Below are 15,561 nucleotides of genomic sequence, written 5' to 3'. Positions count from 1 at the left end.
GCTCCCCCGGCCCGGACGCGTCCCGGGCCGCGCTGAGGCATGATCTCGACATGGCCATCGTCGCGGGGATAGAAAGCTCGACCAGCCGCACCCGGATCGTCGCGTGCGACTCGGAGACCGGGGCCGTCCTGCGCTCCGGCAAGGCTCCGCACCCCGTCCCCGAGGACCAGGACCTGCGCCCCGGCGAGGCCGACCCGCAGGTCTGGCTGCACTCGCTCGGCGACGCCGCGGCCGGTGGCCTGCTGGAGAGCGTCCGGGCGATCGGCGTCAGCGCGCAGCAGCACGGCATGATCGGCCTGGACGCGGGCGGGGTGCAGGTCCGCCCGGCGATCCTGTGGAACGACCCGCGCTCCAGTGGCGCCGCCGCCAAACTGCTGGACGCCCTCGGCGGCCCGGCCGGCTGGACCGCCGCGATCGGCGCCGTGCCCGCCCCGACGTACACCATCGCCAAGCTGCGCTGGCTGGCCGAGTTCGAGCCCGCCAACGCCCGCCGGGTCGCCGAGGTGCTACTGCCGCACGACTGGCTGGTCTGGCAGCTGCTCGGCCACCCCAAGCGCCGCACCACCGACCGCGGCGACGCCTCCGGCACCGGCTACTGGTCGCCGATCACCGGCGAGTACCGCCAGGACCTGGTCGAGCTGGCGCTCGGCCACGGGCTCAGGCTGCCGGACGTCCTCGGCCCCGCCGAGCCCGCCGGGCACACCCCCGAGGGCCTGCTGATCTCGGCCGGCACCGGCGACAACATGGCCGCCGCGCTGGGCCTGGGCCTGCGCCCGGGCGACGCGGTGGTCTCGCTCGGCAGCGCCGGGACGATCTTCGCCGTGCACGAGGAGGCCGTCGTCGACCCCTCCGGCCTGGTCTCCTCCTTCGCCGACGCCAGCGGCCGCCACCTGCCGATGGTCGCCACCCTCAACGCCGCCCAGGTGCTGCGCTCCACCGCCGCGCTGCTCGGGCAGGACCTGGAGGGCCTGAGCGACCTCGCCCTGCACTCCTCCCCCGGCGCGTACGGGCTGGTGCTGCTGCCGTACCTGGACGGCGAGCGCACCCCCGCGCTGCCGCACGCGGCCGGCACCCTGACCGGCCTGCGCGCCGGGGCGATGACCCCTCAGCACCTGGCCCGGGCCGCCGTCGAGGGCATGCTGTGCAACATCGCGGACGCGCTGGACGTGCTGCGCGCCCGGGGCGTCGGGGTGAACCGGGTGTTCCTGCTCGGCACGGCCGGGCGGCTGCCCGCCGTCCGGCACATCGCCCCGATGCTGTTCGGCGTCCCGGTCGTGGTGCCGCCGCCGGGCGCGCACGCCGCCCGCGGGGCCGCCCGGCAGGCCGCCTGGGCGCTGGCGGGCACCCCGGAGCCGCCGGAGTGGGAACTGCCGGACGCCGAGACGGTCGAGCCCGACGGGGAGCAGGACCTGGCGATCGGTTCGGCGGTGCGCCGGCAGTACCGGGCCGCCCGCGACCAGATCCACCCCGAGGCGGCCTGACCACCCGGGCCGCCCCGGTAGGGCCGGGCCACTCGGGCGGCGGCCGGTGAAGATGCGTCACCCGGCCCCCGGTGGCAGCGTGGGACGGGACACCGCCACCGAGGCGAAGGACGTTCCATGGCGCTGCACAAGGGGGCCGGCGGCGACCGCCGGCTGAGCATCAATCCGTTCGTGGGTACCGCGGACCCGCTGGGTGCCATGGAGCTGGCGCCACCGCTGCACCGGCTCGCCGAAGGCCCCGTCCCGGCCGAATCGGCCTACCAGCTGATCCACGACGAACTGATGCTGGACGGCAACGCCAGGCTCAACCTGGCAACCTTCGTCACCACCTCGATGGAGGTGCAGGCCACCCGGCTGATGACCGAGTGCCTGGACAAGAACATGATCGACAAGGACGAGTACCCGCAGACCGCCGAACTGGAGCGGCGCTGCGTGGCGATCCTCGCCGACCTCTGGCACGCCCCCGACCCGGACGGGGCGGTCGGCTGCTCCACCACCGGCTCCAGCGAGGCCTGCATGCTGGCCGGCATGGCGCTCAAGCGCCGCTGGATGCGCCGCAACGCCGAACGCTACGCGGCCGGGGCCCGGCCCAACCTGGTGATGGGCGTCAACGTGCAGGTGTGCTGGGAGAAGTTCTGCACCTTCTGGGAGGTCGAGGCACGTACCGCGCCGATGGACGGCGAGCGCTACCACCTCGACGCCGAGCAGGCGGTCGCGCTGTGCGACGAGGACACCATCGGCGTGGTCGGCATCCTCGGTTCCACCTTCGACGGCTCGTACGAGCCCGTCGCGGAGATCTGCGCGGCCCTGGACGCGTTCCAGCAGCGCACCGGGATCGACGTCCCGGTGCACGTGGACGGCGCCTCCGGCGGCATGGTGGCGCCCTTCCTGGACCCGGACCTGGTGTGGGACTTCCGACTGCCCAGGGTCGCCTCGATCAACACCTCCGGGCACAAGTTCGGCCTGGTCTACCCGGGCGTCGGCTGGGCGCTCTGGCGCGACAAGGAGGCCCTGCCGGAGGAACTGGTCTTCCGGGTCAACTACCTGGGCGGCGAGATGCCGACCTTCGCGCTCAACTTCTCCCGGCCCGGCGCCGAGGTGATCGCGCAGTACTACGTCTTCCTCCGGCTCGGCCAGAACGGCTTCCGGGCCGTCCAGGGCGCCTGCCGCGAGGTCGCCACCTACCTGTCGGCGGAGATCGAGAAGCTGGACGGCTTCCGGCTGCTGACCCGCGGCGACGAGCTGCCCGTCTTCGCCTTCACCACCGACGGCGACGTGCCGTTCGACGTGTTCGACGTCTCCCGGCGGCTGCGCGAGCGCGGCTGGCAGGTGCCCGCGTACAGCTTCCCGGCGAACCTGGAGGACCTGGCGGTGCTCCGGGTGGTCTGCCGCAACGGCTTCTCCCGGGACCTCGCCGACCTGCTGCTGACGGACCTCAGCCGGCTGCTGCCGGAGCTGCGGCGCCAGCCCGTCCCGCTCAAGGAGTTGGGGGTCCCGGTCCGGTCGGGCTTCCACCACTGACGGACGTCACGGCGGAAGGACGTCACAGCGGAAAGACGTCACGGCGGGAGGGCGCAACGAAGCGCCCTCCCGCCGGATGTCCCGGACGAACCGGGGCAGCCTCCCCCCGCGAGGCTGCCCCGGTTCCGTGGGGGAGCCGGGACGACTTTCGGACGAACGGCACATGGCCGTCCGGTGTCCGAACGAAACCGTCGGCCGGCTGACCGCGCCGACCAGAGAACTCTGCCCGACGTCCCGGTGTTTGTTCGAGCGTCACCCGGGCTTGTGAGACACTTCCGTCCGTCTCAGCGCCATGACCTGGGGTTTGAGACGCCAGGCCGATGAGGTTGGAGACGCGGAGACATCCGAACGGCCGGGCCGGAGCCCGTTCCGCCGTCCCCGTCCCCGCTCCGCCCCGACCTTTGGAAGGCCGCATGGGTTCCGCCTGGAAGAACCTGCCCGAGGAGCTGCCCGAGCCCGCCAGACACCTGGCCGAGGAGCTCCGGGCCATCAAGGACGCCGCCGGGCTCTCGCTGTCCGAGCTGGCCGCGCGCACGCACTACAGCCGGGCCTCCTGGGAGCGCTGGCTGAACGGCAAACGGATCGTCACCGAACAGGCGCTGGAGGCGCTGATCCGGGCGGTGGACTGCGACGGGGCCGCGCTGCGGGCGCTGTGGGAGCGGGCACTGGCGGCACCGGGGGAACCGACCGGGTCGTCGGTGCGGGAGTCCCCGGCGGCGGAGCCGTCGTCCACGGAGCCGTCGCCCGCGGCCCCCGACGCTTCCTCGGCCGACGCTTCCTCGGCCGGGGGACCGACCGGCGACGGGGGCTCCCCGGACCAGCCGTCCGACGCGGACCCGGAGGCGGCACTGGTGACCGGCCGGACGCCGGAGCCCGCGCCCGTCCCCTGGTGGCGGCGGCCGGCGGCGCTGGTCTCCGGCGCCACGCTGCTGGCGGCCCTGCTGGTGCTGGTCGGTCTGCGCGCCGCCCGGCACGACGGCCGGCCGGCGGCGGTCGCCGAGCCGGTTCCGACCACCTCCCCGACGGCCTCCCCGGCTGCCACCGGCACCACCGCCAAGCCCGTCCCCGCCACCCCGACCTGCCAGGCCATCGGCTGCGACCACAAGGACCCCAAGAGCACCGGCTGCGGCCGGGACGCGCGGACCCTGCACACCGACGTCATCGGCAAGGTGGTCATCTACCTCCGGTACAGCCAGAAGTGCCAGGCCGCCTGGGCGGCGATCACCGAGGGCGAGCCGGGCGACTTCGCGACGATCATCGACAGCACCGGCGACAGCGAGCAGGGCCTCATCCACTACGGCTACGACAACTACTCGAACATGCTCAACGCGGCGGACCCGACGATCGGCTTCCACCTCTGCGGTCACCAGCCGGCCGGGGACCTCTGCACCGCCGAGGTCTTCGACCTGGCCGCCGTGGTGGACTCGACCCCGATCCCGATCGGCCCCGCCTCGCCGCCGCCGGGCACCGGCGCGGGTGCGGCGACGGCCCCGGCGACACCGGAGCCGACCGACACCGGACCGGCGACCGCGACCCCGACGGCTGCGACGACCGCGACTCCGGCGGCTGCGTCCGCACCCGGGGCCGAGGCGCCGACGCCGTCCTAGTCGAGGTAGCCGCGCAGCTGCTCGGAGAAGGCGTGGTCGCGGAGCTTGACCAGCGTCTTCGACTCGATCTGTCGGATCCGCTCCCGCGTCACGCCGAACACCGCGCCGATCTCCTCCAGCGTGCGCGGGCGTCCGTCGTCCAGCCCGTAGCGGAGCTGGACGACCTGGCGCTCCCGCTCGCCCAGGGTGGCCAGCACCGCGTCGAGGTGCCGGCGCAGCAGCAGGAAGGTCGCGGACTCGGCGGGCGAGGCGGCGTCGGCGTCCTCGATCAGGTCGCCGAGCGCGACGTCGTCCTCCCCGCCGATCGGGGTGTGCAGCGAGATCGGCTCCTGGGCCAGCCGGAGCAGCTCCCGCACGCGTTCCCCGGTCAGTTCCAGGACGGCGGCGATCTCGGCCGCGGTCGGTTCCAGCCCGCGCTCCTGCAGCAGCCCGCGCTGGACCCGGACCACCCGGTTGATCAGCTCGACCACGTGGACCGGCACCCGGATCGTCCGGGCCTGGTCGGCCAGCGCCCGGCTCATCGACTGGCGGATCCACCAGGTCGCGTAGGTGGAGAACTTGTAGCCGCGGGCGTAGTCGAACTTCTCCACCGCCCGGATCAGGCCCAGGTTGCCCTCCTGGACCAGGTCCAGCAGGGTCAGTCCGCGGCCGACGTAGCGCTTGGCGACGGAGACCACGAGGCGCAGGTTGGCCTCGATCAGCCGGCGTTTGGCGATCCGGCCCCGCACCACCAGGGTGTGCAGCTCGCCGGCCAGCGGGTCGGGCGGCGGCGGGTGGCCGTTCAGCCGCTCCTCGGCGAACAGGCCGGCCTCGACGCGGCGGGCCAGCTCGACCTCCTCGGCGGCGGTGAGCAGGCGGATCCGGCCGATCTCGCGCAGGTACTGGCGCAGCAGGTCGGCGGCCGGTCCGCCGATCTCGGCCGGCGCGCGACGCTCGTCCGCCGGGTCGAAGTGGGTGTCGGTGCCTGTGTCGTCGGCGTCGGTGTCGGCGTCGGGATCGCTCCCGGAACCCGTACCGCCCCCGGCATCCGCGTCCGGTCCGGGGCACGGGCCCGACGGGTCGTCCCGGTCGTCCAGGCTGTCCGGTTCGTCCGGGCCGTCCGGGCCGTCCGGGCCGTCCGGATGGCCCTCCGGCCGGCCCTGGGCGGGGACCCGCGCTCCGCCCGGGGGCGGCGCCCCGGCCCGGCCGTGGTCCGTCTCCTGTTCCCCCGCCGGACCGGCGGGGTTCGCTCTCGTACTGGTGGTGGTCGCTGCGACGAGGCCTTGCTCCACGGGCATCCCCTCGGGGCGGGCGCGACTCTGGCGGACCCGCGCTGTTCGGAGGTGGGACGCCCTCCAGTGTGCGGTACGCCACGCTCCGTGGCCGAGACTCGTGCGCCGACTTTCTGCGCAGCGGACGCCGGAGTCCGCCGGAGATCGCCGACGGACGTCAGAGGGCCGCCGCGCCCCGGCTCTTCAGCTGGTCGCCGTACTGCTGGAGCTGCCACAGCTCGGTCTGCACCGCGTGCAGCTGCTCGGCGTCGGCCCGGTGGCCGAGCCGCTGCAGGTAGCCGCGGACCTCGGTGATCCGGCGGTCGACGGCCAGCAGGCGCAGCTTGACCAGGAACTCCCCCGCGTAGATCGCGTCCACCTTGCGGCGCGAGCGCACCGGCTCGACGGTCAGCTCGGTGACCAGCGAGCGCACCCGGTCGTCCGGGGAGGCCTCGCGCACCGCGCTGGTGAAGTCCGGCAGGGTCGCCCCGTACGCGGCGCCGCCGGCCTTGGCGATGGCCTGCCGGACGGCGGTGTACGGCGGGGTCGGGAACTCGTCCTCGCCGTAGTGGTCGAAGGCCGGGCTGACCAGGTCGGGGTGCTGCAGCGCCAGCTTGAGCAGCTCGCGCTCGACGAACTGGGCCGGGTCGCGCGGGTTGAGCCGGAAGGCGGGCTGCGCGGGGCGCGCCGGCTGCGGCGGCTCGGGGCGGCGCTGCGCCGCGCCGCGCGGGTTCTGCTGGCGCTCGCGGTCCCAGCGGGCCAGCTGGGAGACCCGGCGGACGACGAAGGGCTCGTCCAGGATGCCGAGCATGCCGGCCAGCCGGACGGCGTACTCGTGCTGGATCGAGCGGTCCTTGATCTTGGCGACGATCGGGGCCGCCTCCTCCAGCGCCGCCGAGCGCCCCTCCGGGGTGTCCACCCGGTGCCGGGCCACCACCGAGGTCAGCGCGAACTCGAACAGCGGGACCGGGTTGTCGATCAGCTGCTTGACGGCCTCGTCGCCCTGGGCCAGGCGCAGATCGCACGGGTCCATGCCGCCCGGGCTGACCGCGATGGAGGTCTTGGCGGCGAACTTCTGGTCGTCCTCGAAGGCGCGCAGCGCGGCCTTCTGGCCGGCCGCGTCGCCGTCGAAGGTGAAGACCGTCTCGCCCCGGTACTGCGAGGTGTCCATGAGCAGCCGGCGGATGATCTTGATGTGGTCCTCGGCGAAGGCGGTGCCGCAGGTGGCCACCGCCGAGGTGACCCCGGCCAGGTGGCAGGCCATCACGTCGGTGTAGCCCTCGACCACCACCGCGCGGCCCGACTTGGCGATCTCCTTCTTCGCCAGGTCGATGCCGTACAGCACGTGGGACTTCTTGTAGATCGGCGTCTCGGGGGTGTTGAGGTACTTGGGGCCGTTGTCGTCCTCGCGCAGGCGGCGGGCGCCGAAGCCGACCACCTCGCCGGCGATGTCCCGGATCGGCCAGACCAGCCGGCCCCGGAAGCGGTCGATCAGGCCGCCGCGCTGGCCCTGCGAGGCCAGGCCGCCGAGCAGGATCTCCTTGTCGGTGAAGCCCTTGCCGCGCAGGTAGCGGACCAGGTGCTCCCAGCCGGCCGGCGCGTAGCCGACGCCGAAGACCTTGGCCGCCTCCTCGTCGAAGCCGCGCTCGGCCAGGAAGCGGCGGCCGATCTCCGCCTCCGCCGAGGCCAGCTGCTCCTGGTAGTAGCCGGCGGCCACCTTGTGCGCCTCGACCAGCCGGGTGCGCTCGCCCTGCTGGTGGCGGGGGCTGTAGCCGCCCTCCTCGTAGCGCAGGGTGATGCCGGCCTGGGCGGCCATCCGCTCGACGGCCTCGGCGAAGGTGAAGTGCTCGATCTTCATCAGGAAGGCGATGGTGTCGCCGTTCTCCTGGCAGCCGAAGCAGTGGAAGACGCCCTTGGCGGGGTTCACGTAGAACGAGGCGGACTTCTCGTCGTGGAAGGGGCAGACGCCCTTGTACTCGCCGCCGCCACCGTTGGTCAGCTGTACGTAGTCGCCGACCACCGCGTCGATCGGCAGTGCGCTGCGCACCGCCTGTACGTCTTCGTCCCTGATCCGCCCGGCCACCCCGGAAGTCTACTGGGGCGGCCCGGCTTTCCGGCTCCGCCCGGAGGGAGACGGGACCGCCGCCTCCGGGCGCCGCTCGGCAACGCCGCCCTCCCCGCCCTCGCTGCCCTCACGCCCCGGCGGCGCCGACCAGCTTGGCGTGCAGGGCCAGCGCCGAGGCGTCGGTCAGGGTGGCGATCTGGTCGATCACCGTGCGCAGGGCGGCGCGATCGTCCTCCGCTTCGCGGTACATGGCGGCGAACACCGGGTCCAGGCCCTCCGGGGCGCGCCGGGTGAGCACGTCCGCCAGCTCGGCGATCACGATCCGCTGGCGGGCCCGCAGCTGGGCCTGCTCGTCCCGCTGCATGACGAAGCGGACGGCGACCGCCTTGAGCACCGCGCACTCCAGCCGGACGTCCCGCGGCACCACCAGGTCGGCGCCGTGGCGGGTGAGCCGGCCGGGGCCGTAGCGGGCGCGGGTGGCCTGCTCGGCGGCCAGGCAGAAGCGGCCGATCAACTGGCTGGTGAGGTCCTTGAGCCCGGCCCGGTCGCGCGCGGTGCCGTCGTACGAGCGGGGCCACCACTCCTGGGCGAGCAGCCGGTCCAGGGCGGCGGCCAGTTCCTCCGGTTCGGCGTCGGGGGCGTAGCGCTCGGCGACCTTGAAGAGCTCGGCGCGCTCGCTCGGGGCGCGCAGCGCGGCCGGGTCGATGTGGCCGGCCTGCAGACCGTCCTCGACGTCGTGGGTGGAGTACGCCACGTCGTCGGACCAGTCCATCACGGTGGCCTCGAAGCACTTGCGCCCGGCCGGGGAGCCGGCCCGCAGCCAGCGGAAGACCGGCAGGTCGTCGGCGTAGACGCCGTACTTGGTCGAGGCCGGGTCGGTGGGGTGGGCGCCCCTGGTCCACGGGTACTTGGTGGCGGCGTCGAGCGCGGCGCGGGTCAGGTTGAGGCCGACGCTGCGGCCGGGCCAGGGGGCGAGCCGGGTCGACGGCTCCTCCTCGGGGGCGAAGCGCTTGGGTTCGAGCCTGGTCAGGATGCGCAGGGACTGGGCGTTGCCCTCGAAGCCGCCGCACTCCTCGGCGGCCTGGTCGAGGGCCTCCTCGCCGGTGTGCCCGAAGGGCGGGTGGCCGATGTCGTGGGCCAGGCAGGCGGTCTCCACCAGATCCGGGTCGCAGCCCAGGGCCGCGCCCAACTCCCGCCCGACCTGGGCGCATTCGAGGGAGTGGGTGAGCCGGGTGCGCGGGAAGTCGCTGCGCATCGGGGCGACCACCTGGGTGGTGCCGGCCAGTCGGCGCAGCGCCGCCGAGTGCAGCACCCGGGCCCGGTCGCGCTGGAACGCCGTACGGCCCGGGCGTTTGTCGGGCTCGGGGACCCAGCGGGCCTCGGCGGTGTGGTCGTACGGGATCGGGGCGGCGAGGCGGTGCGCGGTGTCATCCATATGCCACTCACCGTACGCCGCGCCCCCGACACCCGGGGTGTGCCGCGCGCGAAGGGGCGCGGGCCGGGGCGTGAACGGTGCGCGGCGTGCGGGTGCCCGCCCCCGGCGATCCCTCCTCACCCGAACGGCACGGCTCCGCGCGCCCCCGCCCCGGGCCGCGCGGGGCCGCTGCCGGGCGTGCGGGCCGGCCGGCGGGTGTACGGGCCGACCGGCGCGCGGGCCGGCCGGCGGACGTACGGGTCAGCCCCGGAGCGCCTTGAGGACGACTCCGGACACCGCTTCCTGCCCCTTGGCGTTGGGGTGGATCGGTGCCAGACCGCGCGCCGGGACCGGCGGCTCGACCCAGCGCTGGTCCTCCCCCGCGCACATGTCGTGCCCGGCCGAGGGCCCGGCCGTGTCCACGAACACCGCGCCGGCGGCCTCCGCGTGCGTCCTGAGCATCGCGTTGAGCTGTTTCTCCTTCTCCGCGAGGAAGCCCAGGTCGGGGGCGGCCACGGTGGTGCCGAGCACCGGCAGGCAGCTCGACGGATCGGCCGGGAACAGCGTCGGGTACCCGATCACGTACACCCGGGCCTGCGGGGAGCGCCGCTTGATGTCCTGGAGGACCCGGCCGAGCCGGTCGCCCGCCGCGTCCACCTTGTGCTGGACCCCGTCGGTGCCGTCGCCGGTGGAGTAGTGGTCACGGCAGGGCGAGGCGGCGCGGGTCTGCTTGATCGCGCCCTTCACCGCGTCCATCAGATTGTCCTTGGCGCACTCGATCACGACCTCCATGAAACCGGCGTCGTTGCCGCCGATCCCGAGGGTGACCAGCCGGGTGTCCGCGCTCAGCGCGTCCAGCTGGGCCGGGTTGCTGCCGTTGCCGGTGTTCTGCGCGCCGGTGAGGTCCCCGGTGGTGGCGCCGCTGCAGCTGACGTCACGGAACTGCCCGGAGGCCACCCCGAGGCCCTTCGCCACCAGGGACGGGTAGTTGGCCCCCGAGCGGGAGCAGCCGCGCGGCTCGCCGGTCTGCGGGGGGAGCTGGATGCCGGCGGTGTACGAGTCGCCGAGCGCGACGTACGGGCCGGTGGGTGGTGGTGTGGGTGTCGGCGACGGGGTCGCGCCGGCCTTCGCCCGGCCGGGCACCGCGCCCGCGAAGTCCTTCCCCTGGCCGTCCGAGCCGCCTCCGCCGGTGCATCCGGACAACAGCAGCGCGGCCAGCCCGGCCGTCAGGGCGACGGTCGGGCGTGCGGTTCTCGGCATGGCATCCCCCCGGGGGTGCGAAGAGTCGACGGTCGGCTCCTTGCGGCAACCCGTCCCCCGGGCACCGCCGAGTCCAACGACCGACCGGAGCCGATGACTCCCGGTTCGGCGAAATCCTCCCGGGCGGAATCCGGCCGCCCGCCGGACGGACCCGTCGGCGGGTCGCCGGCGGGTCCGTCCGGTACTGCCGCCGCTGCCGCCGTGCTACTCCGCGCCGCGCTCGTGCTCGGCCAGGAACTGCTCGAAGCGCCGGCCCAGTTCGTCGGCCGACGGCAGGTCCACCGGCTCGGCCAGCAGGCTCTCGCGCTCCTCGGAGCCCGCAACCGCGTCGTACTGGCCCTCCATGCCGCGGATCGCCGAGCGCAACTCGCCGTCCCCCTGCGTCAGCTGCTCCTCGATGTCGGCGTAGACCTCGCCGACCCGCTCGCGCAGCCGGGTGCCGGGCAGCACCAGGCCGGTGGCGGACTGCACCGCCTCCAGGATCAGCACGGCCGCGGCCGGGTAGGTCGAGCGGGCCACGTAGTGCGGGACGTGCACGGCGAAGCCCAGGACGTCGTGCCCGGCCTCGGCCAAGCGGTACTCCAGCAGGGCCTGAGCGCTGCCCGGGACCTGGGCCTGCTCGAACCACTGCGGGTACCCGGGCGCGAGGTCGAGCCGGTTGCCGTGCGGCGTCAGACCGACCGGGCGGGTGTGCGGCACGCCCATCGGGATGCCGTGGAAGTCGATCGAGAGGCGGACCTCGAAGCGCTCCACCAGCGCGCGGACGGCCCGCGCGAAGCGCTCCCACTCGACGTCCGGCTCGGGCCCGCTGAGCAGCAGGAACGGCGCGCCGGCGGCGTCGCGGACGAGCTGGAGCAGGATCTCCGGCGGGTCGTAGGACGTCCAGTGGTCGTGGTCGAACACCATCGCCGGGCGGCGGGCCCGGTAGTCGACCAGCCGGTCGTGGTCGAAACGGGCCACCACCTGCGGCGATCCCGTCTCCAGCAGGTGGGCCACCACCTGGCCGCCGGCCTCGCCGGCGTCCATGAAGCCCTCGAAGTGCTGGAGCAGCACCAGACCGGCGCCGGTGTCGCGCAACTGCGCCGCGGCGTCGGCCACCGCGGCCACGCCCTGCTGATCCAGCTCGTACAGCGCCTGGAAGTCACGCACCGCGCACCCAACCCCGTTCTCTGCTCGTCGTCCGACCGGCTTCTCGTCCTCTCCAGCGTGCCGGGCGCCGCCGGAATTCCCGCCACGCCGGACGACTCCTCCGGGGCCGCGGCCGACCGCTCCGGACCATGATCGCACCCGACCGAAGAGTGCCTGGTCACGGGCGTGCGGAGGCCCGTTCCGGAGGGCGCCGCAGCGGCCCGCGCGACCATTCGCGCGCCGCGAAGTGACGCACCGCCTTCTGGCGGGTATCGTCCTCTCGCTGCCTCGCATCGTCGCGTCGTCGTCACGTCGTCCCGTAACGCCGTCGTCCACGTCCCGGTCCGGTGCTCGGCCAGCCACCCACGACGCATCTTGCCTTCACCTGGCCGCCTGCTTCCCTTCGCGCTCTCGTTCCCTCTTCGGCCATTTCGCGGACGCACACTGTCCCCTCGCTCTTCCCGCCGGACCGGTCCGCGGACCCGTGTCCGTTCCGGCACCGCGCCGCCCGTTCCGGGCCGCCGCCCCCGCCCCGCCCGACCGGATCCTCCGGCGCGCACGGCTACCCGGCGGATGGTCACGGGCCGGGGCGAAACCAGTCAGCGCACCCCGAGCCGCACCCCGGCGAGGGAGGCACCCTCCGACCGATGAAGGACCGAAGGTTCCGTGCCCGTACCTGTCATCCTCACCGGCCGCACCGTGCGGCTGGAGCCACTCGCCGCGCACCACGCCGAGGCCATCGCCGAGGCCGGCGCCGAGGACCGTACGACTTACGCCTTCACCCCCGTCCCGCACGGCCTGGAAGCGGCCCGCGACTACATCGCGCGTGCCCTCGCCGACCAGGCCGCAGGACGGTCGCTGCCGTTCGCGACGGTGAACGTCGCCGACGGCCGGGTGGTGGGCTCCACCCGGTTCCTGGAACTGGACTACTGGCAGGGCCCGATGGTGTGGCCGCCGGTGCCCGGCGTGCCGTTCGGCGATCCGGCCACGGCCGTCCCGGACGCCGCCGAGATCGGCAACACCTGGCTCTCGCCGCGCGCCCAGGGCACCGGCATCAACACCGAGGCCAAGCTGCTGATGCTGCGCCACGCCTTCGAGACCTGGGGCGTGCAGCGGATCTCGCTGCGCGCGGACGCCCGCAACCTGCGCTCGCGGGCCGCGATCGAGCGGCTCGGCGCGACGGGCGAGGGCGTGCGCCGGGCCCACTCGCGCGGGCTGGACGGGGTGGTGCGGTCGACCGCGTTCTACTCGATCCTCGACGACGAGTGGCCGGCCGTCCGGGACATCATCGAGCTGCGGATCGCCGCCGCCACCTCGCCGAGCGCCCCGGATCCGGCGATCAACCAGGAGTGCCTTAGACCGGGCGGTGGCGGCGCCGGGCAGCTGATGATCACGGCGTGAGCGGCGCCGGGGGCTACGGCCGGCCGTAGCCCCGCACGGCCAGGTCGAGGACGGCCGCGAGCCGCTCCGGGTCGGGGGCTCCCTCGTACCGGTCGGGATGCACCTCGGCCAGCGCGGACACCGGCCGCCAGCCGCCGCCCCGGACCGGGGCGACCCGGACGCTCCAGATCTCGAAGCCGGTCCGGCTGCGGTGCAGGTGCAGCACGCCCTCGGCGGTGTAGGACTCCCACCTGTGCTCCATCACCGCGGAGCACAGCCCGGCCCGGGCGCGCCGCCACTGCTCCTCCGTCCAGACCACGTCCGGCACCGGGCAGGGGCGGGGCAGCAGCATGGGCCGCAGGTAGCCCTGCCGCTCCTGCGGGGCGGGCCGGACCTGCCGCTCCTGCGGGGCGGGCCGGACCTGCCCCGGCGCCCGGGGCAGCCAGTCGGGCAGCGGTCCCGGGCGGCCAGCCAGGCGGCCGGGATGCCCCCGCTCCCGGTGTGGGCGGCGACCACTCCCCCGGTGATCGCCGCCACGGTGTCCATGTCGCCGCCGGCCGCGATCGCCGCCAGGACCGCGGAGCGGTAGTCGGACAGCCGGCGGGCCGCGCACCACAGGGCGTACGGGACGGTGTCGACGGCGGACGTCCGGCTGCCGTTGCCGAGCACCCGGGCGGCGACCAGCGGATCCGGTTCGGCCAGCAGCCCGATCGCCTCGGTCAGGCCGTCGCGGACCGCCCCGCGCGGGGTGAGCGCGGCCACCGCCGACAGGAAGGTGTGCGGCGTCATGGCCGCGGTCCGGGCCCGCACGGCGTACGCGGCCGCCACCGCGACCGCGATCGCGCCGTCGACCGCCTGCGGATGGGTGTGGGTGATCAGCGCGGTGTCGGCGGCGGGGCGGACCGCGGCGGACGGGTCATCGGCGTACGCGGCGCCCAGCGGGGCGACCCGCATCGCGGCGCCGTTGCCGTACGAGCCCTGGCCGTCGAAGAGTTCGGCGGCCAGCCGCGCGGCGTCGCCGCCCTCGCGGACCAACCGCAGCATCCGGTTGGCGGCCGGGCCGTAGCCGCGGTCGAAGTCGTGGCGGCGGGCGAAGGGTGGGTGAGGTCGAAGGTGTCGATCGCGCCGCGTTCGGTGTGGGCGGCGTACACCGAGCAGGCCATCTCGGTGTCGTCGGTCCACGGCCAGGGGCCGGGCGGGTCGGTGCGGTCGGCGAGGTGGGTCCGGGCGGTCCCGGGGACGAAGAACTGGGCGCCGAGGGCGTCACCGACGGAGAGGCCGTCGAGCGCGTCGAGCGCCGGGCCGGTGGGTGGAGTCGTCATATGGGCACCAGCTCAGCCGCTCGACCGCCCGGTCGTCAACACGTTTGCCGGGACCCCACCGACGGGGGATGTTTCGCATACCTCCGATCCGGGTGGGCAACACCCGGGCATGACCCGCGCGAACCCGCTCGACCCGGTCGCCCTGCTCGGCGCCGACCAGCAGCACATCGCCACCCGGGCGCAGCTGCGCCGGCTCGGGGTGCCCTCCGGCACCATCGCCCACCGGCTGCGGCCGGGCGGGCCCTGGCAGCAGGTGCTGCCCCGGGTGATCTGCCTGCAGAACGGACGATTGACGAACCATCAGCGGCTGCGGGCCGCCCTGGCCTACGCGACACCCAAGGGGAACGAGCCGCGGGCCGGGGAGGTGCTGCTGACCGGCTTCGCGGTGCTGGCCGACGCCGGGCTGCCGAGCGCCGGGCACCCGGCCGACCTCGGCTCGGTCGACGTCCTGATCCCCCGCCAACGGCGGGTCTGTGACAGCGAGTTCGTCCGGATCTTCCGGGCCGGCGGGGCGATGCCGGGCGGCTTCGAACGGGACGACGGACTGTGGAGCACCACGGTCGCGCGGGCGCTGGCGGACCTCGCGCCGAAGGAGACCGGGCAGCGCCGGTTCCGGGCGCTGTGCGCGGAGGCCGTCCAGCGGCGGCACTGCGAACTCGGCGAGCTGCTGGACCAGTTGCTGGCCCGGCCGGGCGCGCTCGGGCTGCCGCAGGTGGCCCGGGTGGTGGAGGACCTGACCGCCGGGGTGCGCTCGGTGGGCGAGGCCCGCGAACTGCTGGCGCACGCGGGCCTGCCCGAACCGCTGTGGAACCCGGTGCTCTTCCTGGACGGCCGTTTCCTCGCCGTGCCCGACGCCTACTGGCCGCACGCCTGCGTGGCCCTGGAGATCGACTCCCGCGCCTGGCACCTGCGCCCGGCCGACCACGAACGCACCCTGGCCCGCGCCAACCGGCTCACCGCCGCCGGCCTCCCGGTGGTCCGCACCACCCCGGTCCGACTCCGCCGCGACCCGGCCCCGGTGCTCCACGAACTGACCGCCCTGGTCACCACCGGCCCGCACGGGCCGCACGCCAGGGTCACCTGGCGCCGGGCGAGGTGACCCCGCGGCCGGTCCCCCGCACCGACGGCGGTGC

At 74.8% G+C, this 15,561-nt stretch carries 11 protein-coding genes and 1 pseudogene; 5 read left to right on the top strand and 7 right to left on the bottom strand.

The annotated features are described in order from the left end of the window. Positions 1 to 50: 50 nt before the first annotated feature. From AB0Q99_RS11870 to AB0Q99_RS11860, 3 genes are all read left to right on the top strand, one after another. On the top strand, positions 51 to 1,481 hold the full coding sequence (locus AB0Q99_RS11870; protein WP_363570583.1) for an FGGY family carbohydrate kinase: 1,431 nt from the start codon (positions 51 to 53) through the stop codon (positions 1,479 to 1,481). Positions 1,482 to 1,598: 117 nt separating this feature from the next. Next, positions 1,599 to 3,002: a glutamate decarboxylase gene (locus tag AB0Q99_RS11865; protein WP_363570582.1), complete on the top strand. Its 1,404-nt coding sequence runs from the start codon at positions 1,599 to 1,601 to the stop codon at positions 3,000 to 3,002. 413 nt (positions 3,003 to 3,415) lie between these two features. After that, a complete protein-coding gene (locus AB0Q99_RS11860; RefSeq protein ID WP_363570580.1) occupies positions 3,416 to 4,609 on the top strand; it encodes a DUF2690 domain-containing protein in 1,194 nt (397 codons plus the stop codon). Here AB0Q99_RS11860 and AB0Q99_RS11855 read toward each other — a convergent pair. The 5 genes from AB0Q99_RS11855 to AB0Q99_RS11835 form a co-directional block, all read right to left on the bottom strand. After that, positions 4,606 to 5,880 carry an RNA polymerase sigma factor gene (locus tag AB0Q99_RS11855; protein ID WP_363570578.1) on the bottom strand — a complete coding sequence of 425 codons (1,275 nt, stop codon included), beginning with the start codon at positions 5,878 to 5,880 and terminating at the stop codon, positions 4,606 to 4,608. The genes AB0Q99_RS11860 and AB0Q99_RS11855 overlap by 4 nt on opposite strands. A 157-nt stretch (positions 5,881 to 6,037) precedes the next feature. Further along, the gene (gene dnaG, locus AB0Q99_RS11850; protein WP_363570576.1) at positions 6,038 to 7,942 is read right to left on the bottom strand and encodes a DNA primase; all 1,905 of its coding nucleotides are present in this window, start codon (positions 7,940 to 7,942) and stop codon (positions 6,038 to 6,040) included. 109 nt (positions 7,943 to 8,051) lie between these two features. Next, positions 8,052 to 9,359, bottom strand: a complete 1,308-nt coding sequence (locus tag AB0Q99_RS11845) for a deoxyguanosinetriphosphate triphosphohydrolase (protein ID WP_363570574.1) — start codon at positions 9,357 to 9,359, stop codon at positions 8,052 to 8,054. A 240-nt stretch (positions 9,360 to 9,599) separates the two neighbouring features. Next, positions 9,600 to 10,598: an SGNH/GDSL hydrolase family protein gene (locus tag AB0Q99_RS11840; RefSeq protein WP_363570572.1), complete on the bottom strand. Its 999-nt coding sequence runs from the start codon at positions 10,596 to 10,598 to the stop codon at positions 9,600 to 9,602. A gap of 204 nt (positions 10,599 to 10,802) precedes the next feature. Then, positions 10,803 to 11,747 carry a PAC2 family protein gene (locus tag AB0Q99_RS11835; RefSeq protein ID WP_363570570.1) on the bottom strand — a complete coding sequence of 315 codons (945 nt, stop codon included), beginning with the start codon at positions 11,745 to 11,747 and terminating at the stop codon, positions 10,803 to 10,805. Between the two features lie 645 nt (positions 11,748 to 12,392). Between AB0Q99_RS11835 and AB0Q99_RS11830 the strand changes: the two genes are divergently transcribed. Beyond that, the gene (locus AB0Q99_RS11830; protein ID WP_363570569.1) at positions 12,393 to 13,127 is read left to right on the top strand and encodes a GNAT family protein; all 735 of its coding nucleotides are present in this window, start codon (positions 12,393 to 12,395) and stop codon (positions 13,125 to 13,127) included. 13 nt (positions 13,128 to 13,140) lie between these two features. On the opposite strand, the gene AB0Q99_RS11825 is transcribed toward AB0Q99_RS11830, so the two are convergent. Both AB0Q99_RS11825 and AB0Q99_RS11820 read right to left on the bottom strand, forming a co-directional pair. Then, positions 13,141 to 13,368, bottom strand: a complete 228-nt coding sequence (locus tag AB0Q99_RS11825; RefSeq protein ID WP_363570567.1) for a hypothetical protein — start codon at positions 13,366 to 13,368, stop codon at positions 13,141 to 13,143. A gap of 203 nt (positions 13,369 to 13,571) precedes the next feature. Then, a pseudogene (locus AB0Q99_RS11820) lies at positions 13,572 to 14,428 on the bottom strand (ADP-ribosylglycohydrolase family protein); the annotation flags it as partial. Positions 14,429 to 14,537: 109 nt separating this feature from the next. On the opposite strand from AB0Q99_RS11820, the gene AB0Q99_RS11815 reads away from it, so the two are divergent. Then, entirely contained in the window at positions 14,538 to 15,527 is a 990-nt protein-coding gene (locus AB0Q99_RS11815; protein WP_363570565.1) for a hypothetical protein, read from the top strand. Positions 15,528 to 15,561 lie beyond the last annotated feature (34 nt).

The sequence above is a fragment of the Kitasatospora sp. NPDC086791 genome, assembly GCF_040685975.1.
Classification (GTDB): Bacteria; Actinomycetota; Actinomycetes; order Streptomycetales; family Streptomycetaceae; genus Kitasatospora.
Note: the sequence above shows the minus strand (reverse complement) of the source record. Positions and strands in the feature narration are given on the sequence as shown.